At 52.0% G+C, this 22,839-nt stretch carries 21 protein-coding genes; 14 read left to right on the top strand and 7 right to left on the bottom strand.

Annotation, left to right across the window (positions count from 1 at the left end):
- Positions 1–120: 120 nt before the first annotated feature.
- Positions 121–438 carry a WGxxGxxG family protein gene (locus NDA02_RS01655; RefSeq protein ID WP_190791180.1) on the bottom strand — a complete coding sequence of 106 codons (318 nt, stop codon included), beginning with the start codon at positions 436–438 and terminating at the stop codon, positions 121–123.
- Between the two features lie 384 nt (positions 439–822).
- Between NDA02_RS01655 and NDA02_RS01650 the strand changes: the two genes are divergently transcribed.
- From NDA02_RS01650 to aspS, 10 genes are all read left to right on the top strand, one after another.
- A complete protein-coding gene (locus NDA02_RS01650) occupies positions 823–1,626 on the top strand; it encodes a YebC/PmpR family DNA-binding transcriptional regulator (RefSeq protein ID WP_348254305.1) in 804 nt (267 codons plus the stop codon).
- Between the two features lie 248 nt (positions 1,627–1,874).
- Positions 1,875–2,315, top strand: a complete 441-nt coding sequence (locus NDA02_RS01645; RefSeq protein ID WP_348245800.1) for an ATP synthase subunit I — start codon at positions 1,875–1,877, stop codon at positions 2,313–2,315.
- A 55-nt stretch (positions 2,316–2,370) separates the two neighbouring features.
- Entirely contained in the window at positions 2,371–3,126 is a 756-nt protein-coding gene (gene atpB / locus NDA02_RS01640) for a F0F1 ATP synthase subunit A (protein ID WP_190794136.1), read from the top strand.
- A 177-nt stretch (positions 3,127–3,303) separates the two neighbouring features.
- Positions 3,304–3,549 carry an ATP synthase F0 subunit C gene (gene atpE, locus NDA02_RS01635; RefSeq protein ID WP_088893994.1) on the top strand — a complete coding sequence of 82 codons (246 nt, stop codon included), beginning with the start codon at positions 3,304–3,306 and terminating at the stop codon, positions 3,547–3,549.
- 127 nt (positions 3,550–3,676) lie between these two features.
- Entirely contained in the window at positions 3,677–4,168 is a 492-nt protein-coding gene (locus NDA02_RS01630; RefSeq protein WP_190794132.1) for a F0F1 ATP synthase subunit B', read from the top strand.
- 28 nt (positions 4,169–4,196) lie between these two features.
- Positions 4,197–4,727 carry a F0F1 ATP synthase subunit B gene (locus tag NDA02_RS01625; protein ID WP_190794131.1) on the top strand — a complete coding sequence of 177 codons (531 nt, stop codon included), beginning with the start codon at positions 4,197–4,199 and terminating at the stop codon, positions 4,725–4,727.
- On the top strand, positions 4,724–5,281 hold the full coding sequence (gene atpH, locus NDA02_RS01620; RefSeq protein WP_190794130.1) for an ATP synthase F1 subunit delta: 558 nt from the start codon (positions 4,724–4,726) through the stop codon (positions 5,279–5,281). The genes NDA02_RS01625 and atpH overlap by 4 nt, the downstream gene beginning before the upstream one ends.
- A gap of 99 nt (positions 5,282–5,380) precedes the next feature.
- The gene (atpA, locus tag NDA02_RS01615) at positions 5,381–6,898 is read left to right on the top strand and encodes a F0F1 ATP synthase subunit alpha (protein ID WP_190794129.1); all 1,518 of its coding nucleotides are present in this window, start codon (positions 5,381–5,383) and stop codon (positions 6,896–6,898) included.
- Positions 6,899–6,992: 94 nt separating this feature from the next.
- Entirely contained in the window at positions 6,993–7,943 is a 951-nt protein-coding gene (locus NDA02_RS01610; protein WP_190794128.1) for a F0F1 ATP synthase subunit gamma, read from the top strand.
- 167 nt (positions 7,944–8,110) lie between these two features.
- Positions 8,111–9,898, top strand: coding sequence for an aspartate--tRNA ligase (gene aspS, locus NDA02_RS01605; RefSeq protein ID WP_190794127.1), 1,788 nt, complete (start codon positions 8,111–8,113; stop codon positions 9,896–9,898).
- 225 nt (positions 9,899–10,123) lie between these two features.
- On the opposite strand, the gene NDA02_RS01600 is transcribed toward aspS, so the two are convergent.
- The 3 genes from NDA02_RS01600 to NDA02_RS01590 all read right to left on the bottom strand — a co-directional run bounded on the left by NDA02_RS01600 (position 10,124) and on the right by NDA02_RS01590 (position 13,476).
- Positions 10,124–11,491, bottom strand: coding sequence for a TIGR04283 family arsenosugar biosynthesis glycosyltransferase (locus NDA02_RS01600; protein WP_190794126.1), 1,368 nt, complete (start codon positions 11,489–11,491; stop codon positions 10,124–10,126).
- A 224-nt stretch (positions 11,492–11,715) separates the two neighbouring features.
- The gene (locus NDA02_RS01595; RefSeq protein ID WP_347277917.1) at positions 11,716–12,495 is read right to left on the bottom strand and encodes a 3'-5' exonuclease; all 780 of its coding nucleotides are present in this window, start codon (positions 12,493–12,495) and stop codon (positions 11,716–11,718) included.
- A gap of 105 nt (positions 12,496–12,600) precedes the next feature.
- The gene (locus NDA02_RS01590; protein ID WP_242067552.1) at positions 12,601–13,476 is read right to left on the bottom strand and encodes a shikimate dehydrogenase; all 876 of its coding nucleotides are present in this window, start codon (positions 13,474–13,476) and stop codon (positions 12,601–12,603) included.
- A gap of 65 nt (positions 13,477–13,541) precedes the next feature.
- On the opposite strand from NDA02_RS01590, the gene NDA02_RS01585 reads away from it, so the two are divergent.
- Positions 13,542–15,830: a CHASE2 domain-containing protein gene (locus NDA02_RS01585; protein WP_190794124.1), complete on the top strand. Its 2,289-nt coding sequence runs from the start codon at positions 13,542–13,544 to the stop codon at positions 15,828–15,830.
- A gap of 181 nt (positions 15,831–16,011) precedes the next feature.
- On the opposite strand, the gene NDA02_RS01580 is transcribed toward NDA02_RS01585, so the two are convergent.
- On the bottom strand, positions 16,012–16,950 hold the full coding sequence (locus NDA02_RS01580; RefSeq protein ID WP_190794123.1) for a vitamin K epoxide reductase family protein: 939 nt from the start codon (positions 16,948–16,950) through the stop codon (positions 16,012–16,014).
- A 105-nt stretch (positions 16,951–17,055) separates the two neighbouring features.
- Positions 17,056–17,904: a photosystem I biogenesis protein BtpA gene (gene btpA, locus NDA02_RS01575; protein ID WP_190794122.1), complete on the bottom strand. Its 849-nt coding sequence runs from the start codon at positions 17,902–17,904 to the stop codon at positions 17,056–17,058.
- Between the two features lie 447 nt (positions 17,905–18,351).
- On the opposite strand from btpA, the gene rimO reads away from it, so the two are divergent.
- Both rimO and NDA02_RS01565 read left to right on the top strand, forming a co-directional pair.
- Positions 18,352–19,716 carry a 30S ribosomal protein S12 methylthiotransferase RimO gene (rimO, locus tag NDA02_RS01570; protein ID WP_190794121.1) on the top strand — a complete coding sequence of 455 codons (1,365 nt, stop codon included), beginning with the start codon at positions 18,352–18,354 and terminating at the stop codon, positions 19,714–19,716.
- Positions 19,717–19,761: 45 nt separating this feature from the next.
- Positions 19,762–21,210, top strand: a complete 1,449-nt coding sequence (locus tag NDA02_RS01565; protein WP_190794120.1) for a DEAD/DEAH box helicase — start codon at positions 19,762–19,764, stop codon at positions 21,208–21,210.
- 219 nt (positions 21,211–21,429) lie between these two features.
- Here NDA02_RS01565 and NDA02_RS01560 read toward each other — a convergent pair whose 3' ends face one another.
- Positions 21,430–22,056: a hypothetical protein gene (locus NDA02_RS01560; RefSeq protein ID WP_190794119.1), complete on the bottom strand. Its 627-nt coding sequence runs from the start codon at positions 22,054–22,056 to the stop codon at positions 21,430–21,432.
- Positions 22,057–22,188: 132 nt separating this feature from the next.
- Here NDA02_RS01560 and NDA02_RS01555 point away from each other — a divergent pair, with 132 nt between their 5' ends.
- The gene (locus NDA02_RS01555; RefSeq protein ID WP_190794118.1) at positions 22,189–22,665 is read left to right on the top strand and encodes a DUF4079 domain-containing protein; all 477 of its coding nucleotides are present in this window, start codon (positions 22,189–22,191) and stop codon (positions 22,663–22,665) included.
- Positions 22,666–22,839 lie beyond the last annotated feature (174 nt).

The following is a 22,839-nucleotide window of genomic DNA, read 5'->3' as shown; positions in this document are numbered from 1 at the left end:
TTCATCCTTAAAAACACACTCAAAAACATAAGATTCAAGGGCACAAAAAAGGGGCTTAATGCCCCTTCAAGTGGATGGAAGCGTCTATGGTTTCTGTAACCAAAGCAGGCTGGGAAATAATTATTCGCGGTAGCCAGTGCGGGTGGTTACATCGGGCTCACGGTAGTGAACTGCCTGATCATCACGCTTCTTACCAGCCAAGCCAGCCAGACCCAGCAGGCCCAGCAGACCCAACCAACCCCAGTCAAAGCCATCGTTGGACTCAACATCAGCAGTCGGGGTCGTATCGTTGGTCGTATCCGGAGCGGTGGTGGTGGTCGTCGTGTCCGTGGTGCCTGTCGTTCCTGTCGTACCCGTAGTCGCAGAAGCGATCGTTGCAGGCAGAACGCTGAGGCTCAGAGCCAGTGCGCTAGCACCAATCATTTTAGAAAGTTTCATGATTCGTCTCCTCTTTCAGATTTCTAGTCGTTTTTAGTCAATGATGAAAAGGATTTACCTTTTGGTCGTCCTAATGAATGACGATTATGTTTGGCAAGCCGTTACACCTTCTAACAGTACCGAGACAGCCAGGTTATCTGAATCAACCCTCGGCTAGAACCTCAACTACGACCTTTCTCTTACCAGAGAGATAGTAAAAGCGGGGATCGGTCAATATTTAGAACTAGAAAATTCGCTTAGAAAAATGAGAGTCCTGGTATAGTTTGGCTCAAAGTTGCTTCCAGCAGGAATTTCAGCGCTTTCTAGAGAATTTGATTCTCGGAAGCTTCCCCATTTGTTTATTCTGGTTCTGTTGGCTTCAATGATTAGATTTTCCTTTGAGTCATGGCTGGACATAGTAAATGGGCAAATATCAAACGCCAGAAAGCGCGAGTAGACGCAGTAAAAGGCAAAACGTTTGCCAAAATCTCGCGGGCGATTATCATTGCGGCTCGGACTGGGGGCGGTGATCCCGACGGTAACTTCCAGCTTCGCACGGCGATTGATAAAGCCAAAGCCGCAGGCATTCCCAACGAAAATATCGATCGCGCGATTGCGAAAGGAACCGGAAAACTCGGCGGCGATGCGGACGCGATCGAGGCAATTCGCTATGAAGGATACGGTCCAGGCGGCGTAGCAGTTTTAATCGAAGCATTAACCGATAATCGCAACCGTACAGCAGCGGATTTACGGGCAACTTTTAGCAAGCGGGGCGGCAACCTGGGAGAAACGGGCTGTGTCGGTTGGATGTTTGAGCAAAAAGGCGTCGTCACTCTAAAACCTGCACCCATGCTGCAAGGCAGAAAAGAAGTTTATGAACTAAAGGAAGATGAGCTGCTAGAAGCTTCTCTAGAAGGCGAGGCAACATCCTATGAGTTTACCGAGCTAGACAACGATATTCCTGGTGCTGAAGTATTCACCGACCCTGCCAATGTAGAAAACCTGGCGCAAGTACTGCAAGACAAAGGCTACATCATCATTCAGTCCGAGTTGCGCTGGTTCCCTAACAACAGCGTTGAAATCACCGATTCAGATCAAGCTGTTCAAATGCTGCGGCTTATGGATGGCCTGGAAGACCTGGACGATGTTCAAAGTGTCACAGCTAATTTTGATATGGCAGACGATTTGATGACGCTGAGTATGGTTTAGCACTTAGTTCAGGTCGCTTATACGAAGGCTGGAGGAAGGGGAAGATAGGGGCGTCGAGCCAATCTCTGGCTCCAGCTTTTCCTCCCTGATCTTGAAAAAAGCACGACTTAATATGGGAGAAGTCAAACCAGACTGAGCAACCGATCCCCAAAAAGAAATTTCTGATAAGTATTGTTACCTGTCGGTGATATGATTTTTAAGGGTCGAGTTGACCCATTCCAACAGTCTGGATCAGGTTCTTTTGTCTTGTGAGCTCGCCAGAATCTCCAGTTCAACCCCCAACCCCCGAAAATGCAGCCGAAGCTTCCGGCGGTCTTCCTCCGGAACCCGATTCATCCATGCAAGAGTATTACCAGCTCCAGCAGGATTTGTTGAAGGGAACTCTGATTCTAACAGGGATTATTTTTGGCTCTGTCTGGGTTTTTTATTCCCTTAACATCGCTCTTAATTACCTCATTGGAGCGTGCGTCGGTGTGGTTTACTTGAGAATGTTGGCGAGAAACGTCGCGCAGTTGGGCAGGGAAAAACAGAGTTTGGGCAGCACACGCCTTGCGCTCTTAGTTGGAGTAATTGTCGTTGCTTCACGACTGGAAGATTTGCAAATTATGCCGATCTTCCTGGGCTTCCTGACCTACAAGGCTGCTGTGATCTTCTACATGCTGAAAACCACCATCTTACCTGACTCTTAATAGACTCAGGACATCCTAGCACCCCTTAAGATACTGGGACATTTTTCGCATGGAAATGTTATACACGCTGAATGCCCTAAGCTCTTTTTCCCTGGCAGAGTTAGAGGTTGGCAAGCAGTTTTACTGGCACGTTGGCAATCTGGAGCTGCATGGTCAGGTTTTCCTGGTTTCCTGGTTCGTGATTGGCCTGCTGGTGAGTGCCTCCATCCTCGGAACTCGGAATATCCAGATGGTTCCAGGCGGTACTCAAAACCTGATGGAGTATGCGCTGGAGTTCATTCGTGACCTGGCGAAAGCCCAGATTGGGGAAAAGGAGTATCGTTCCTGGGTTCCGTTTATTGGAACGCTGTTTCTGTTTGTTTTCGTCTCAAACTGGTCTGGCGCACTGCTGCCCTGGAAGCTAATTCACATCCCTCAGGGCGAGTTAACTGCTCCAACCAGCGACATCAACACCACGATCGCGCTGGCGCTCCTGACGTCTCTGGCGTATTTCTACGCAGGATTTCGGAAGAAGGGATTGGGCTACTTTGGTAACTATGTCCAGCCCGTTCCGTTCATGCTTCCTTTCAAAATTATCGAAGATTTCACCAGGCCTCTCTCGCTCAGCTTCCGATTGTTCGGAAACATCCTGGCAGACGAGCTAGTGGTTGGGGTACTGGTTCTCCTGGTTCCGCTGTTTATTCCGCTGCCGGTCATGGCTCTGGGTCTGTTTACAAGCGCAATCCAGGCACTGATTTTCGCAACGCTGGCAGCCTCCTATATCGGCGAGGCAATGGAGGATCATCACGGTGAAGGGCATGAGGAACACTAGATTCCTCAGTTGAGGGATACCGCATATCCCGCTATCGAATGGTTTCGGCGATCGCTTTTAGAATTCATTTTGAGAATTCATCCGCGATGCTGAAGCTCGTATTGCAGCGTGAACAACGCTTACTTGGTTAGACCATATCTATCTAGTCGTTTTTGTACTGTAAGGCAAGGAAAAATCATGAATCCGACAATTGCTGCTGCTTCTGTTCTCGCTGCTGCTCTGGCTGTAGGTCTGGGCGCGATCGGTCCTGGCATTGGTCAAGGTAACGCCGCAGGTCAAGCTGTAGAAGGGATTGCTCGTCAGCCCGAAGCAGAAGGCAAAATTCGCGGTACGCTGCTGCTGAGCTTGGCGTTCATGGAAGCGTTGACGATTTACGGTCTGGTAGTTGCGCTGGTGCTGCTGTTCGCAAACCCCTTCGCGTAAGTCAACTAGGTCAATTTACTCTAGCGGAGGCACGACCCCCTTCGTGTCTCCCTTGATTCCCTTGACTTAAACCTCTCTATAATCTTTGTCGTTTGACCCCATTTGGGAACTGCGGGGCAATTTAACTATGATGCACTGGACTATCCTGCTGGCTGCTGAAGCGGCTGCCGAAGGAGGCAAGGGAGGACTGTTTGACATTGACGCGACGCTGCCACTCATGGCAGTTCAGTTTTTGATCCTGGTCGCGCTTCTCAATGCCCTCTTTTACAAGCCTCTGGGTAAGGCACTAGACGATCGAGAGAATTTTATTCGCACCAATCAGGCGGAAGCGCGTGAACGCCTGGCAAAAGCAGAGAATTTGGCAAAACAGTACGAGCAGGAGCTGGCAAGCACTCGCCGTCAGGCGCAGGCAGTAATTGCTGAAGCAGAAGCGGACGCTGAGCGAATTGCGGCTCAAAAAATGGCTGAAGCACAGCAGGAAGCTCAGGCGCAGCGCGAGCAGGCACAGGCTGAGCTAGACCACCAGAAGCAAGAGGCAATGCAATCACTTGAACAGCAGGTCGATTCGCTGAGCCATCAGATTCTGGAGAAGCTGTTAGGTACGCAGTCGGTGGGTTAATGGGGCGAGGTAGTTCTCTATGATAACCATGAGAAATTTATTTTTACTGACTGCTGAAGCGGAAGCGCACGGGTTTGGAATTAACTTCGACATTCTCGAAACCAACCTGATTAACTTAGCGATTATTATCGGCGTTCTCATCTACTTTGGACGGGGCTTCCTGGGTAAGACACTCTCCGAGCGTCGCGCCAACATCGAAAACTCGATCAAAGAGGCAGAGCAGCGCAAGCAGAAAGCTGCCTCAGCCCTGGCAGAACAGCAGCAAAAGCTGGCTCAGGCACAGCAGGAAGCCACTCGTATTCGCGCCGAGGCAGAGGAACGGGCAAAGGCAGCGCGGGAAGCCGTTCTGGTGCAGTCTGAGAAGGACATTCAGCGTATGAAAGCCGCCGCAGCCCAGGACTTGAACTCGCAGCAGGAACGAGTGATTGCTGAACTGAGACAGCGCATCGCAGATTTGGCGTTGCAGCAGGTTGAGTCCCGGCTTCGATCGGGTCTGAGCGATGAAACCCAGCAACACCTGATCGATCGCAGTATTGCTACGATAGGAGGCGCGTCATGAGGTCATCTTTAGTCTCTACAGAAATCGCAGAGCCTTATGCTCAGGCGTTAATGTCGATCGCACAGTCGCAGGATTTGGTCGATCGCTTTTCAGAGGATGCCAATTCTCTGCTAGCCGCCCTGAAAGAGTCTGACGATCTGAATCTGCTGCTGTCTAACCCCTTTTTCAAAGCGGATCAAAAGAAAGCAGTTCTGCGCCAGATCGCAGGCGATCAGCTTCATCCTTATCTGACCAATTTCTTGATGCTGCTAGTCGATCGCGGGCGCATTGTGTTTCTGCCGGAAGTCCTAAATCAGTTTAAGGAACTGGTGCGGAAGCTGAAGCAAACCGTACTGGCAGAAGTGACCTCTGCTGTTGAACTGAATGAAGGACAGCAGGAAGCAATCCGCGAGAAAGTGAAGGGCATGACTCAGGCGCAGCAGGTAGAGCTGGATATTCGCATCGACCCAGACTTGATGGGCGGCGTGATTATCAAAGTCGGCTCTCAAGTGGTGGATGCAAGTCTGCGCGGTCAATTGCGTCGGATTGGCGTGAAGCTGGGCAGCGTAGCTTAATCGCTCGTATTCCTTCAAGAACTGTTTAGGTTTGGCGGTTATTGCGTCTTTCGTTCTTAGTTAAAGCCGTTCTTAGTTGAACCATAGAGAGAAACACCAATGGCGATTAGTATTAGACCCGACGAGATTAGCAGCATTATTCGGCAGCAGATCGAGCAGTACGACCAGGATGTGAAAGTTTCCAATGTGGGAACCGTGCTTCAGGTTGGCGACGGTATTGCCCGCGTGTATGGTTTGCAGCAAGCAATGGCAGGCGAACTGCTCGAATTTGAAGATGGTGAAGTCGGTATTGCGCTCAACCTGGAAGAAGACAACGTGGGCGTGGTGTTGATGGGCGACGGTCTGGGCATTCAGGAAGGCAGCTCAGTTCGCTCCACGGGCAAAATTGCCTCGATTCCTGTAGGTGAAGCGATGATCGGTCGCGTCGTGAACGCACTGGCACGTCCGCTCGACGGTAAAGGCGAAATCCAAGCCTCTGAAAATCGCCTGATCGAATCCGGCGCACCGGGAATTGTCGATCGCCGCTCAGTTTATGAGCCGATGCAGACGGGGATTACCGCAATTGACGCGATGATTCCGATCGGTCGGGGGCAGCGTGAGCTGATCATTGGCGACCGTCAGACAGGCAAAACCACAATTGCCGTGGACACGATTCTGAACCAGAAGAGCGAGAACGTGATCTGCGTTTATGTGGCGATCGGTCAGAAGGCTTCGACCGTGGCTCAGGTGGTGGAAACCCTGCGCGAGCGAGGCGCACTCGACTACACGATCGTCGTCGCAGCAAACGCAAACGACCCGGCAGCTCTGCAATACCTGGCTCCCTACACGGGCGCGGCTTTGGCGGAGTATTTTATGTACAAGGGCAAAGCGACGCTGATTGTGTACGATGACCTTTCCAAGCAGGCGCAGGCATACCGCCAAATGTCGCTGCTGCTGCGTCGTCCGCCGGGCCGGGAAGCATACCCCGGAGACGTTTTCTATCTCCACTCCCGTTTGCTGGAGCGGGCTGCGAAGATGAGCGATGAACTGGGCGGCGGCAGTATGACAGCTCTACCGATCGTTGAAACCCAGGCAGGTGACGTATCGGCATACATTCCGACCAACGTGATTTCGATTACTGACGGCCAAATCTTCTTGACCTCGAACCTGTTTAACTCCGGTCAGCGTCCGGCGGTAAACCCCGGTATCTCGGTATCCCGTGTGGGTTCGGCGGCACAAACCAAAGCAATGAAGAAAGTTGCAGGTAAGGTAAAGCTGGAGCTGGCGCAGTTCGATGAACTTCAGGCGTTTGCTCAGTTCGCGTCTGACTTGGACAAGGCAACCCAGAACCAGCTCGCGCGCGGTCAGCGTCTCCGTGAGATTCTGAAGCAGCCGCAGTACTCGCCGCTTTCGGTAGCAGAGCAGGTTGCCATCATCTATGCTGGAATTAACGGCTATCTGGATGAAATCCCGACCAATAAAGTGACGAGCTTTGCGAAAGGTCTGCGCGACTATCTGAAGACGAGCAAGCCTCGCTACATGGAAATCGTCGGCAACGACAAGCAGCTTAACGACGAAGCTGAGTCCCTGCTGAAGGAATCGATCGCTGAATACAAGAAGACCTTCAGCGCCATGTAGGTCTGCCCAATAAAGGGCAATTCATACTTTGCAGTCAGTTGTTCCAGTCTGATAGTCCAGTCGGGATGGCTGACTGCTCTTTGAGGAACGAAAGATGCCAAACCTAAAAGAGATTCGCGATCGGATTCAGTCGGTCAAAAATACGCGCAAGATTACAGAAGCCATGCGTCTGGTGGCAGCTGCGAAAGTACGCCGCGCTCAGGAGCAGGTAATTGCTACCCGTCCCTTTGCCGATCGTCTGGCTCAGGTACTTTACGGACTGCAAACTCGTCTGCGGTTTGAGGATGTAACTCTGCCCCTGCTGCGTCAGCGAGAAGTGAGGACGGTAGGACTGCTGGTTGTTTCGGGCGATCGTGGCTTGTGCGGTGGCTATAATGCCAACGTGATCCGCCGAGCCGAAGCCCGTGCTAAAGAACTGAAGGCGGAAGGTCTGGACTATCGTTTTGTAATCATTGGTCGCAAAGCAAGCCAGTACTTTCAGCGTCGCGATCAAGTGATTGATGCAAGCTTCACTGGGCTGGAGCAGGTTCCCACAGCGGCTGAAGCGTCTAGCATTGCTGACGAACTGCTGAACCTATTTCTCTCAGAAACCGTCGATCGGGTAGAGCTAATCTACACGAAGTTTGTTTCGTTGGTGAGTTCTCGCCCGGTGGTTCAAACCCTGTTGCCTCTCGATCCTCAGGGCTTGGAAGCGCAGGATGACGAAATCTTCCGCCTGACCACTCGCAGTGGTGGTTTTGCAGTGGAACGGGAGAGAGTGGGAGCCAGTATGCTGCCTCCACTGCCTAGAGACATGATCTTTGAGCAAGACCCGGTGCAAATCCTGGATGCGCTGCTACCCCTCTACTTAAATAACCAGCTTCTCCGCGCCCTGCAAGAATCTGCGGCAAGTGAACTCGCTGCCCGGATGACGGCGATGAACAACGCCAGTGACAACGCGAAGGAACTGATTAAGACGCTGACGATCGGCTATAACAAAGCCCGTCAGGCTGCGATTACTCAGGAAATTCTGGAAGTGGTTGGCGGCGCAAACGCGCTGGGCTAAGCTGCAATTGATTGATGCTGAGCTAATTTGTAATACTGTCACCTCTGAGGCGGGATGTCCCGCCTTTTTTGTTTGCCTGTATCAAGTTACCCGACGCACAGAAGTGCCGGAATGCAGGATAATGGAAAAGTTTTATTGTATTTGTACCGAGCGATTTCAGACCAGCCATGCGGACTCATTATTGCGGAGAGCTTCGAGCCGGAAATGTCGGAGAGACAGTCACCCTATTTGGATGGGTCGATCGTCGCCGCGATCATGGGGGCGTGATTTTTGTGGATTTGCGCGATCGCACGGGAATCGCCCAGATTGTCAGCGACCCTGAGCGTACGCCCGAATCCTACAAAACTGCAGACGATCTGCGAAACGAGTACGTGGTAAAAGTTACCGGACGCATCAGCAAACGTCCGCCTGAGTCGCTAAATCCCCGCCTTCCGACCGGCGAAATCGAGATTTATGCCGACCAAATTGAACTGCTGAGTCCGGTTCGTAGGCAGCTTCCATTCCAGGTTTCGACTGCCGAGCAGGAATCGGTGCGGGAGGAACTGCGGCTGAAGTACCGCTATCTGGATTTGCGGCGGGAGCGGATGAGCCAGAATATTCAGTTGCGGCATCAAATTATCAAAGCCGTTCGCCGCTATCTGGAGGACGCAGAAGGCTTTATTGAGGTGGAAACGCCGATTCTGACGCGATCGACCCCCGAAGGTGCAAGAGATTATCTTGTCCCCAGCCGCGTGAATCCGGGTGAGTTTTTCGCGCTCCCCCAGTCGCCTCAGTTGTTCAAGCAGCTTTTGATGGTGTCGGGACTCGATCGCTACTATCAAATTGCGCGATGCTTTCGCGATGAGGACTTACGGGCAGATCGTCAGCCGGAGTTCACCCAGCTCGATATGGAAATGAGCTTTATGAACCAGGAGGAGATCCTGGAACTGAACGAGAAGCTGGTCTGCTCAATTTTTAAGCAGGTGAAAGGGATTGATCTCCCGCGTCCATTTCCTCGATTAACCTACCAGGAGGCAATGGATCGCTACGGCTGCGACAAGCCTGACACGCGCTATGGGCTGGAACTGGTCGATGTCTCTGACCTGATGAAAGACTCTGGCTTCAAAGTCTTTTCGGGTGCAGTGGCAAGCGGGGGCATTGTGAAAGTGCTGCCCATCCCGGGCGGGAATGATGCCTTTTCAAATGTGCGAATCAAGCCGGGCGGTGATTTGTTCAACGAAGCAACCAGCATGGGCGCAAAAGGACTGGCATACGTGCGAGTGCGGGACGGCGGCGAGATTGATACGATCGGCGCAATTAAAGACAACCTCACCGAGGATCAAAAAACCGAGTTGCTTCAGCGCACTAGCGCACAGCCTGGGCATCTGCTGCTGTTTGGAGCCGGAGATGCGCCCACGGTGAATAAGACACTCGATCGCCTGCGCCAGGTGACTGCCCGTGAACTGAATCTGGTGGATTCTACTAAACTCAACTTGCTCTGGATCACTCACTTCCCGATGTTTGAGTGGAACGCGGACGAAAATCGACTGGAGGCACTGCATCACCCGTTCACCGCCCCCTTTCCAGAAGATGCCCACGATCTGAAAACGGCTCGTGCTGAGGCATACGATCTGGTCTTCAATGGGTTTGAAATCGGTGGTGGCAGTCTGCGGATTTATCAGCTCGATATGCAGCAGCAGGTGTTTGAGACGATCGGTTTATCGACCGAAGAAGCGCACGAAAAATTTGGCTTTTTGCTGGAAGCGTTTGAGTACGGCACACCGCCTCACGGGGGAATTGCTTACGGAGTCGATCGCCTGGTAATGCTGCTTGCGGGAGAAGAGTCAATCCGCGACGTGATGGCATTCCCGAAAACGCAACAGGCAAAATGCCTCCTCACAAATGCGCCTTCCGAAGTGGATACCAAACAGCTTAAGGAACTGCATATTGCCACAACGGTAAAGCCTAAGGTCTGATAATTAGGAATTAGCCTTCAGCCGATCGAACGATAGGATGAGTTGGGCGTAACGTATTAAGAACAGGAAGCGATGGGTCAGGCGATGCGGAAAGGTTTTCTTATGCCGTCATTAACCTGTTGCCTAATTCCCTCGAATTGATGCGTTACGCTGTGCTGACCCATCCTGTGCAAGAGCGATGCGACAGACAGGGGAGGCAATATTATAGATTTGAGGTTCGGGAAGCTAGCCCTGACTTCGATACCCTTGTGCTAGTCGATCGGGCGAAACGCCTAGAAAATACCCGGCAATCATCGCTTGATTAATCAGGGTAGTTTTAGCCACACCCAGTTTCTGCCAGCGTCGCCCAGAAGTCACGACTGAAGCAGGGGCAATGCGGATTTTGCCCTGTTGACGCAATCGCAGCACTAACTCAAAATCTTCCATAATGGGCATTTGGGGAAAGCCGTCGATTTCGTAGAACGTTGAGGCTTTTAGAAAAATTCCCTGGTCGCCATAGGGCATTTGCAGCAGCTTCGATCGCCGATTAACGCCCCACTCTACCAGCCGCAGTCCTGTTCCCTGTCCTTTGATTTGCAGTTGGAACGCTCCGGCGATCGTCTCTGGCTGAGCTAAAGTTTGCCTCACCAGAGCAGGAAAGCCAGCCGGAAGTTGGGTATCGGCATGAAGAAACAGCAAGTTCTCGCCAGTTGCCAGCTGTGCTCCAAGATTCATTTGTATGGCGCGATTCCGGGGGGCAGAAATCACAGGAATCTCCAACGCTTGAACTTGAGCGATCGTATCGTCTTCACTTTTGCCGTCAATCACCAGGATTTCGATCGCTTCCTCGCCACAAGCTTGCCGCAGATTGTGTAGCGCGGATTGAATCGATCGCCCTTCGTTCACTGCCGGAATAATGACCGATAATGGCGCAGTTTTTGCCTTTGCCCGATGCCAAATCGGTAAATCTTCCGGGTAGTCGATATCGCTCAGTTCATCTAAATCGGCAATCTTCAGGTTCAGGTGTTCGGCGATCGTCACCGTTTGCCGCAGCACTGCAGCTGTACCCCAGTTAATATCCTTAAATAATTCTGGGATTAACCGCTTCATGCCGATCAGATAATAGCCGCCATCGGTTGCTTTGCCCAAAACGAGATCGTGCGATTGGAGTTGATTGTATGCCTCTGTGAGGCGATCGGCATCTAAGCCGGGGCAGTCTGTGCCGATCGCGAGAACTTTCTCACACCCTTGGGCAAAGGCATTTTGGAAGGCTGCGATCAGCTTCACTCCTAAATCACCCTCGACCTGCGGAGAATAGAACCAATCTGAGCCAAGCCAACTGCTAATTTGCTGAAGTTCGCCTGCTTCAGAGCTTGCCGCATAGCAAATCTCCGCCGCGCATTTTTCTGTTTGAACGACTACCCCTTCAGGAAACTGCGAAGCAATCGGCTTTACTTGCCTTAGCGTATGCTCGGTCATTTGACGCTGAAGTAAGGCGGCTCCTTCGGCTCCTAGCGCGGGAATAAGGCGGGTTTTCGCTTTGCCGGGAACAGGGTAACGAGTGAAGATCAGCAGGCGATTGGCAGTACGTTGCGCGTGGTCAGAAGAAATCAAGAGATTGACCGGAGAATTACTTTTTGACTTTAGACGATCGAACTCATTGAAAGCCAGGGCGATCGCTGAAACAAAAGCTTAGAGAATGTTTGAACCTTTAGGATTGTCTCTCCGAGCTACTCTCTAGCTTCCTTTGGGAAAAACCCAGCCTCCTTCAGGATTCAAAGTCCCAAAGTTAGAGGATTTAGAAGGCAATGCAGGACTTTACCTTGTTCAACTTTCCGCTAAACCTGCACTTCTGCCATCGCCGCTCGAACGCGCTCCACGTCACCCCGGCGATACATCCAGGTTCCGTCTTTTTTATTGCGACCGACAAAGCGGGCTTTCACTTGAGCCAGGTCTAGCTGTTGCTGTGCTTCGGTGGGGGAACAGTTGAGCACAACGGCAGCGTATTTGAGCGGCATCCACTGACGGTAAAATCGGGCAATCAGCACATCGTCCGACTCGTTCAAAATTTCCTGCATGAGTCGCTTCAGCAGGAGCCAACAAGCCAGTGTATCCGCTTCGGCGCGGTGCGATCGTCCCACGTCAAACTGAAAATGTTCGACCAGTTTCGGCAAGCTACGTGACGGCAAATCAGGCAGCATCAGGCGAGAGAGCTGCACCGTGCAAAGCTGCTCTTCTTTTGGCTTCTCAAACACAGTTTCCAATCGATCGAACTCCGATCGCAGAAACCCATAGTCGAAGCTGAGATTATGAGCGGTGAGAATGCCCTGGCTCAGCAGGGGGAGGAAATTGGGAAGCACCTCCGCGGCGACCGGGGCAGCATTCACCATCGACTGCGTAATTCCGGTGAAGCGCACAATGCGATCGGGAATTCGAGTCTGGGGATTAATCAGGCTGGTTCGCTGCTCTAGAATACCGTCTGCTAACGTCGCGTGAATTACAGAAACTTCGGTCACGCGATCGCCGCGAGAAAACCGTCCAGTGGTTTCAACATCCACCACCGTAAAAATCTGCTGACTCATTTGACGGTAGCTTTGAAGCAGTTCGATCGATCGCACCAGGATTCTCCTTTTGGCTTTGCAGCGAGGTTTACGGTAGAAAGGTTCTTATGCCAATTTCTAAAAGTCGTAGGGCAGATTCTGGCAGGCAGTTAACCTTAACTATCATCGCAAAAAGTCAAGCAAAGCCGATCGCATCACCTCTACGGGAACCGATTGCTTGAGCCAGAGCTGAAGGGCGACTGCTCCCTGCTGCACGAGCATTTCTAATCCGTCGATCGCTACACAGCCCTGAGCCGCTGCTTGTTGAAGAAATTTTGTCGGCCGGGGTGTGTAAATCAAGTCATAGGCGATTGCGCCAGCAGGTAATTTTTCCAGCAGGGCGGGATCGATCGGAGAGCGGTCAGCATCGGGAGCCATACCAATGGGCGTGGTATTGACAAGTAGGTTTGCCTGGGATAACCGATCGGGAAGTTCCTGCCATTCGGCAACGAAGAGATGAGCGGAGACGGGGTGATCCTGCCAGCTCTGCCAGAAAGTCTTAAGCTTTTGCCGATCGCGCCCAACGACATGGATTTGACGACAGCCAATTTGATAACAGCCCGCAACGACTGCACGAGCCGCCCCGCCATTGCCTAGAATGAGGGCGGTTGCTTCTGCCCAGTTTTGGGACTGGAGCGGCGCAAGGAATCCATCGAGGTCGGTGTTTGTACCATACCAGCCGGATGCAGTGCGGCAAACAGTGTTGACAGCCCCGATCGCCTTTGCCGTTTCCGATATCTCGTTGAGTAGCGGCATGATTGCCTGCTTATGCGGAATGGTCACGCTAAAACCTTGAAGCCCGATCACCTCGAAGCCATCCAGGGCACGCCGGAGATTGATTGGGTCGATCGGAAACGGCAGGTAAACATAATCCACTCCCAGAGCAGCGATCGCAGCATTATGCATGACGGGAGAGAGGGAGTGTTCGATTGGATGTCCAATCACACCAAGCAGTTTGGTTTTACCAGTAATCATGAAACGGTTAGGTGAGGTAATCATTCGGCAACTATACAGAAGGCAAGAAACAAAACAGGCAGATCGGAAATCTGTGCCAAAATCAAGGAGTGACGGGCGTTAGGTCGATGATGCTGGAGCAGTTGCTACAAGAGCGATACAAAATTATCGCAGTCTTAGAAGCGGGTGGCTTCGGGCAGACCTACCTGGCAGAAATGCTGATGGGCGAAAATCCATCATCGCAGAATCAAACTCTTTGCGTTATCAAGCAGTTTAAGCCTAGCAATACTGACAATCATTTTTTAGAAACCGCTCGTCGCCTGTTCAGAAACGAAGCAGAAATTCTGAGACGACTGGGAGAACATCCGCAGATTCCCACGTTTATCGATTTCTTTGAAAAAGAGGGCGAGTTTTTTCTGGTTCAGGAATTTATTGAGGGTAAGTCTCTCAGCCGAGAACTGCTCGATCGCCCTTGGACAGAAGCCGAAGCGATCGCCTTTTTGCACGATATCCTGGATGTGATTGAATTTGTCCACAACCATAACGTAATTCACCGGGATATTAAGCCTGCCAACCTGATTCGGCGAATGGAGGACGGCAAGTTTGTTCTGATTGATTTTGGCGCGGTCAAGGAAATTCAGTCCCAGCTCCGCAATGATCCAGAACGATCAGCTCTCACGGTTAGCATTGGTACACCGGGCTATACGCCTGCCGAGCAGCTTGCAGGTAAACCGCGCTATTGCAGCGACCTATACGCACTGGGCATGACAGTTATTCAGGCACTTACTGGCTGTCAGCCCACCCAAATGACAATGGATAGCGATAGCGGTGAGTTGGTTTGGTCGTCGCCCCTGATCAGCCCCGGTTTTAAGGCGGTTCTCACGCGTTTAGTGCGCTATTATTTCAGCCATCGCTATCAGTCTGTTGCAGAGCTGCGGCAAGCCTTGGCGCACATGGCAGATGCTTCTTTCAAGGAGGAGCTTTTCGAGTTTGATTCGTCTGAGCAGACCATGCTGCCCTCTGCCTTGCTCGCAGACTCTTATTTATCCGACTATTCCAGGGGTGGAACAGCTCTGCACGGCTCAAGTGGCTACTATCGCTATGTACCTCGCGATGCCCAGCAAACCTGGCGCAATCGACTGCGCTCTGGCTGGAAACTTTTCCTGGCAACAACGCTCACCGTTACGGGGCTGATTGCCGGAGCTGAGCATCTGGGCTGGCTACAAACCCCTGAACTCGCGGTTTACGATCACCTGATGCGCTTGCGTCCTGATCCCGGCACTGATCCCCGGCTGCTCACGGTTGAGATCACAGAAGCCGATTTGCAAAAGCTTCAGCGTGCTACGCCATCGGATCGTGATATGGCACAGGTCATTCAAAATATTGCCGCCGCAAATCCCCGCGTGATTGGCATGGATCTCTATCGCGAACTGCCGCAGGAACCTGGTCATGCCGAACTGATGCAGCAGCTTCAGCAAACGGGAACGATCGCAATTATGAAGTTTGGCGATCGGGGCACGATCGAAATTCCGCCGCCGCCCAGTTTACCCCCAGAGCAGGTTGGGTTTAACGATCTGCTGATCGATCCAGATAATGTGGTGCGTCGCAGCCTTTTGTTTGGCTCAGTGCCGCAGGGAACCTACCCCTCGTTCGCCCTGCAGGTCGCGCTGAAGTATTTGGCTGCTCAAAGCATCCAGCCGCAAGCTAGCCCTAATTTCCCGCCTGATGCCGCAGTAATGCAAATTGGCAAAACTGATTTTGTTCCACTTGAGCACAGTTTTGGCGGCTATCAGAGCAATGAAGTGGCTGAAGGCTATCAGATGTTGCTGAACTATCGATCGCCTCAACGTCCGACGCAAACTGTTTCCTTTACCGATGTACTTGAAGGCAGGCTTGACCCAACCCTGGTTAAGGACAAAATTATCCTGATTGGCACAACGGCTCCTAGCGGCAAAGATTTGTTTTATACGCCTTTCAGCGCCGGGACAGCAACCGAGCATCAAATGGCAGGCGTAACGGTTCATGCTCAAATTGTTAGCCAAATTTTGAGCAGTGTGCTGGATGAGGTTTCGCTATTTCGCACGCTACCCGATTGGGGCGAAATTCTTTGGATTGGAGGCTGGGCAGCGATCGGCAGTGTCTTGCTCTGGACAGTACGCCATCCGCTTAAACTAGGGGCAGGTATCCTGATTGGTTTGGGCACGATCGCTGGAGCCAGCAGTGTTGCGTTTATTTACTACCTGTGGATTCCTGGTGTTGCACCCACGCTCGCCTTTGTAGTAGCCGGAATTGGGACGATTGCTTATCGGACTGCCAGAAACCAGATTGCAGATGCTTCCTACTCGATCATTCATGATGCCAACGCTCCAACTCAGCCCCTAAGTCAAACGAAGCGTTAGCGGGCGAAAGTTTGCAGGGTGTAGGGCAATTTGCGAATTACCTTTGCAGGCTACCTTAAATCCTATTTCCATTCACCAATGCCGAAACAAGAAAGAATGCAAGAAATAAGAGACGATCGGCATTAAAAAAGGGGCACTCAGCCCCCTTAAATTTGACTCGAATTGAGTTTGTATCGTATTTTTAGCCACCGATCTGGAAGTTGGTAGGTCCTTGATAGCCCGACGCCTCAGCAAGCTGCTGGAGGGTTTGGGTTCCAGAAAGCTTTTTACCGTTAACTTCCCAGGTCGGATAGCCCTCAATCTGCTGGGCTGTGCAAAGATCAGGCTGAGCATTTTGCCCGTCAGGAGCGCACTCCACATAGGTCACTTCTCGCCATGCCTGCTGACCAAAAAGCTGTTTTTGGTCGTGGCAGTGCGGACACCAGTATGCGCCGTACATCTTCGCGTTGATGCTCTTCAAATGCCTTGCCAGCGCAATTTCTGCCTGACCAGATGTGGAAGTAATTGCCGGACCCGATTGACTGGATGCGTCAGCCGTCGCAGAACCGCCTACGTTGGCATACACGCCCAGCGTCCCCACAATCGTTACCATTGCCACAATAATTCCCGTAAACAATAGCTGCCCGACATCATCCCAGGCGCGACCCAGTAGCGTCAGCACAAATAGTGTCAGCGCGAACAGTGCCGAGGCAATGCAGTAGTAGCAAATCCCCCCTGCTCCATAAACAGCAACAAACTGGCTCGCCATGATGTACATCAGATAGCCGCTAAACACCAGCATCGCAGTTGAGCCGATGAACAACAGCAGCCAGGTCCAGTTCTCAAGTGTTGCTCGAAGCGGCTTATTCTGATCAGGATTCACAGTTAGCGGAGCTAGAGCAAACCCTGCAATTCCGATGTATGCCAGCAGCCCAAATAGCGAAAGCGGTACACCAAACACATAGGCATAGGGGCTGGATAAAACCTGCTCACAGCCACTCGTCGGACAGGCAGCTTCTCCGCCAAACAGTTTCGTTGCAGTAATGTATCCCGTGTTGAGTGCACCCAGGATCGCAACAGCGGCAATTAATAGACGCGAATTGCGGTGAATCCAGGGAGCTTGACGGCGACGACTACTCATAGAACCCCTTCTCGATCGTGTCACTTGCACCAAACCTACTCAACTTGACTCATCCATTTTGGCTCAATCTGTTAAGGATGAGTCTGAATTTGTCAAGGATTTTCTCTAAGAACGTACAGGCATTGAGGAAACGGTTTGAGCCGACCCCTTCGCTGTCAGGCTGCGCTGCATTGCCTCGACAAACTGACTGACGCGGATTGGGTCAATCGGCTGATCAATTTGTCCCCGCCGCTTGAGCGAACTGGAGACGATGACGCCATCAGCTGCCTGAATCAGGCGAGGAATATTTTCCCAATTCGCGCCGCTGCCAATAAACACAGGCGTACCGTTTGCTGCTGCACTTGCTAGCTCCAGATCTTCCAGACTAGGGGGGCTTCCCGTTGCCCATCCAGATAGAATCACGCCGTCGGCTAAGCCGCGATCGATTGTCTCCTGCACCGCAGTGGTCAAATTTGGAGAACCCAGGGGACGAGCGTGTTTCACCAGCACATCCGCTAGAATCTTGACATCGCTGCCCAATTCCCGCCGATAGCGCAAAAGCTGGTGTGCCTGTCCTTCAATCAAGCCCTGATCCGTTGCCATCACCCCAGTCAGCACATTGACGCGAATAAAGTGTGCCTGAACGCAGGTTGCGATCGCCATTGCGCTTAGAGCGTCGTTTCTCAGAACGTTGATGCCGATCGGCAGCGTCACCAGATTCATGAGTCGCTGCACGACCAGACTCATCGCGCTCACTGTCGCCGGATTAACCGTATCTTTAGGAAAGGGCGCATCAAAAAAGTTTTCAACGATAATGCCATCAACCCCGCCCGATGCCAGAGCAGTCGCTTCCTGTTCTGCACGATCGATAACGGCTTTGAGGCTGCCTCCCCATCGGGCAGAAGTGGGCAGCGGCAGTAAGTGAACCACACCGATGATGGGATTGGCTGTCTTAAAAGTCTGTAATAAGTCCACAGGTCTTTGCTAAATCCGGACTCGGCGGAATAGAAGGCATAGAAATGGCGCGAGTTACTGCGCCCCATAGACTTACTTTAACAGCCAATTGAGCCTCAAACGGGAACTCTCCTCAGAACGAGCAAAGTTTGAGATTCGCGTTAACAAATTGAAATCTATCTATGTTAAGATTATTATCAGATACAGATTCGCTACGCGATTGCAATTCACGGCGTACGCGCATTGCTCTAGTTGCAGGTTCAGCTTTACTCATCCGTTCTTTTCTCTGCGATTCAACTCATTTGTGCAGAGGACGCGCTAGGATAGTGAAGGCGATTTAGTTGCTTCTAGATCAAGTGTACAGGGAGGCAAACGTCCAGTCCGTTGATGACGCGATCGCCACACTCGCTGCTAAGACTGTTCTGTTTGTCTTAACTTACCACCTGTCTCACCTATACGGATAACTGCATGGGCGAAAAGCCAACCATTGCAATCACTCATTTGGGTTGCGAGAAAAATCGAATTGACTCAGAGCACATGCTCGGTCTGCTGGTTCAGGCAGGCTATCAGGTAGATTCCAACGAGGAGCTTGCCGATTACGTCATTGTTAACACCTGTAGCTTTATTCAGGCCGCCAGGGAGGAGTCTGTCCGTACACTGGTTGAACTGGCAGAAGCAAATAAAAAAGTTGTAATCACAGGCTGCATGGCGCAGCATTTTCAGCAGGAATTGCTCGATGCTCTCCCCGAAGCGGTGGCGATCGTGGGAACAGGTGACTATCACAAGATAGTGAATGTGATCGAGCGTACGGCATCCGGTGAACGGGTGAAGGAAATCTCGCAGGAGCCGACCTTTATCGCTGACGAAACGATGCCCCGCTATCGCACCACGACAGAAGGCGTTGCCTATCTTCGGGTTGCCGAAGGCTGTGACTATCGCTGTGCATTTTGTATTATTCCCCATCTCCGTGGTAATCAGCGATCGCGTTCGATCGAGTCGATCGTGGCAGAGGCTCAGCAACTTGCCTCAGAAGGTGTCCAGGAAATCATCCTGATTTCTCAAATCACCACGAACTACGGACTGGATCTCTATGGCGAGCCCAAACTTGCGGAACTACTGCGGGCACTGGGTAAGGTCGAAATTCCCTGGATTCGGATGCACTATGCCTATCCGACTGGACTAACTCCCAAGGTCATTCAGGCGATTCAGGAAACGCCAAACGTGTTGCCCTACCTTGACTTGCCGCTTCAGCATTCCCACCCGGAAGTGCTGCGGACAATGAATCGTCCCTGGCAGGGTCAGGTGAATGACGGCATTATCGATCGCATTAAAACTGCTTTGCCCGACGCAGTCCTTCGCACGACCTTTATTGTCGGCTTTCCTGGCGAAACGGACGAGCATTTTGAGCATCTGCGGCAGTTTGTGCAGCGGCATGAGTTCGATCACGTTGGCGTGTTCACTTTCTCCCCTGAAGAAGGAACCCCGGCTTACACTCTGTCAAACCAGCTTCCCCAAGAGGTGATGGACGATCGCCGAGATGCCATCATGACCCTTCAGCAACCGATTTCTCTCCGGAAGAATCGAGCTGAAATCGGCAAGGTTGTTGATGTTTTAATCGAACAGGAAAACCCTGACACTGGGGAACTCGTCGGGCGATCGGCTCGTTTTGCCCCCGAGGTTGATGGGTTGGTTTATGTCCAGGGTGAAGCGCGGCTGGGGACGATCGTTCCCGTTGTGATTGCAGATGCTGATGTGTATGACCTTTACGGTCGTGTCGCAGATCCGACAACCCAACTCCGAGGCGCGTTCGATCGTGTCTCTGTTCATCGTTAATTTCCTATTTCAAATTTCAAACTTCTAAAGTCTTAAGGAGTCTTAATGACGCTTTCTTTCAACGGCTTAGGTCTATCAGAGGCAGGAGTTCGCCATCTCGAAAAGGCAGGATTCACCGTTCCCACTACGATTCAGGCGCAGGCAATTCCCCATCTGCTCTCCGGGCGAGATGTGGTCGGTCAGGCGCAAACGGGAACAGGTAAAACCGCTGCTTTCTCGCTGCCTCTGCTAGAGCGCATTGATTTAAATAACGGAGCAGTGCAAGCTCTCATCCTTACCCCGACCCGTGAACTGGCACTTCAGGTTTACCAGTCAATTCGGTCATTGAACCACGATCGCCGTCTGCACGTTCTGCCTATTTATGGCGGACAGGCGATCGATCTGCAAATTCGTCGGCTTCAGCGCGGTTGTCAGATTGTGGTGGGTACGCCCGGTCGCGTGCTGGATTTGCTGAAGCGAGGCGACCTGAACCTGCGGCAGCTTAGCTTCCTGGTGCTGGATGAAGCCGACGAAATGCTGAACATGGGCTTTATCCAGGACGTTGAAAGAATTCTCAGCCAGGCTCCGGCGGAGCGGCAGACCGCTTTCTTTTCCGCCACGATGGAACCCTCGATTCGGGAACTGGCAACGAAGTTTTTGCGATCGCCCGTCACCGTCACGGTTGAGCAGCCTAAAGCGGCTCCCACCCGGATTAATCAGATTGCCTACATCGTTCCGCGAGGCTGGACCAAGGCGCGTGCCTTGCAGCCTATCCTGGAAATGGAAGACCCGGAATCGGCACTCATCTTTGTCCGTACCCGGAAGGCTGCGGCGGAGCTGACACGCCAACTCCAAGCAGCAGGTCACAGCGTTGATGAATATCACGGCGATTTGAGCCAGTCTCAGCGGGAGCGGCTTTTGCTGCGGTTCCGTCAGCGTCAGGTACGCTGGGTTGTAGCCACTGACATTGCGGCACGAGGTCTGCACGTTGAAGATCTTACTCATGTCATTAACTACGACCTACCTGACAGTGTCGAAAGCTATGTTCACCGAATCGGACGTACCGGACGCGCAGGCAAAGAAGGGACAGCAATTTCGCTGATTCACTCGCTTGACAAGCGCAAGCTGCGGGACATCGAGCATCACATTCGCCAACGCTTAGAAATAGGTACGATCCCCACTCGTGCTCAGATCGAAGCCCGCCACCTGGAAAAGCTGCAAGGTACTTTGCGCGAAGCCCTCGCTGGCGAGCGGATGGCATCCTTCCTGCCGATCATCGCTCAGCTGGCTGAAGAGTTTGAGCCAAACATGATCGCGGCGGCTGCGTTGCAAATGGCGTACGATCAGATTCGCCCAAGCTGGATGCGCGTCGATCAGGGTTATGTCGAGGAGCCGATCGTTGACGAACCCAGACCGCGCCGTGGTCCGAGAAATGATTCTCGCCATGATTCTCGTCCGGATGGTCATCGTTCAAAGCCGATCAAGCGCAAGTCTCCAGTACCGTCGAAGTCCTAGTATTAAAGGCTAAGCAGTGAGTTTGATCGCAAGACTCACTGCATTGGCAAATTCTTCAATTTTCACAGGGTGCGTTCCGGCGTACCCTTCTTTAATTTAGTTTTGAGCTTAGAAACTGCCCACCCACACCCACAAATTTCGGCAAAACCTGCCCTCATTCACCCCTTCATCCACCATCCATCCCCACCATTCACCCTTCCGCCTTATTCCCTCACCCCCTCACTTCTCCTGCTGCCATCGCCAGTTATACCGATTCCATTCATAAATGCCTTGAATCTCGTATTCCAAGCCGTTCTCGAAGCGAACAGTGCAGCTTGCGTGAGATAGGCTACCGTCCTGCCGTAAACCAATGACTGTGCAAGGAATCCATTCGCGGCTGCAAGGTCCGTTTTCCTGCACCCATTCCCACAGCCCATTAGAGACTTCGATTCGATCGCCCACCCTGAGCGCAATCGCTGCTTCGTCAGCATAGGCGGCAATATGAACTGGCTGAATCTGCTCTAGCCAGGCAAGCCCGTACTCGGTGCGAACAAACTGAATTTCTCCAGAGTTTTGCTGTTGTAGCCAGTCATTTAAGAGCTGAGCTTTCCACGCTCGGTTCTGTTGATTCTGCTCCTTGATATAGCGCAGAAGCGTGCGCCGCTGTTCTGGCGTGAGATTATCCAGGGGATTTGTAGAGGCAACTGACCGATCGGTTCGCTGGGACTCGGTTTGTTCACCCTGAGTCAATTTATCGAGCAGGGCCCGCAGCAAAATCTCCTGCTGAATTGGATCAAGAGGGCATCCGGCAGCAAGGCATTCGCCAAAGGCAAGCCGCAAGGCAGCTTCTATCTCTGTTGGGGACATCCCACACACCCTCCCGTCTGAAACGCTTAACTTTTACTTAATCCGGTTTTGGGGATTGATCTCAACCCAGTACAGGATAACGGTATGCTAATTTTTATAAAGATTTTGTTAATTCAATTAACCTCACACGTTATGAGCTTGGAGATCCCGGAGTCGATCAAGGTTTGGAGCCAGTTTGGACATCCTGTGCTGATGTGGGTGCTGTTTGCTGCCACTGTCTATGCCGCTTATCTTGGCTTTCAGTGGCGACGTGCCCGCACTGCAACAGGCGACGAGAAAAAAGAACTGTTGAAGGGTCGGTACAACATTCGACATCATCAGTACGGGGCAGTGCTGCTGTCGCTGATGGTGATTGGGACGATCGGCGGAATGGCAGTGACCTATATTAACAACGGTAAGCTATTTTTCGGTCCTCATTTGCTCGCAGGGCTGGGAATGACGGGGCTGATTGCAACTTCCGCTTCGCTCACGCCGTTTATGCAGAAAGGGCAGGACTGGGCACGAGTTACACACATTGCGCTGAACGTGGTGCTGGTAGCTCTGTTTGGCTGGCAGGCTGTGACGGGAATGCAGATTATGCAGCGAATTTTGGAGCGGATGGCAGGCTAATCATTAAATTTTCTGGATTTTCAGAATTCTGGGAATTTTGGGGATTTGAACAGTCCGAAATTTACGAGGGGTAGGTTTGACAGTGATATGCTGTCTGGAGAAACCTACCCTTTTTGCTGGTTTTTGTCCAACAAGAGGTGGATGGCAAGGTTTAGAGGTTCTACATTGCCCCAG

Source organism: Leptolyngbya sp. ST-U4 (assembly GCF_039962215.1).
In the GTDB taxonomy this organism is placed as follows: Bacteria; Cyanobacteriota; Cyanobacteriia; order Elainellales; family Elainellaceae; genus Leptolyngbya_A.
This window is presented reverse-complemented; position numbering and strand designations above follow the sequence as displayed.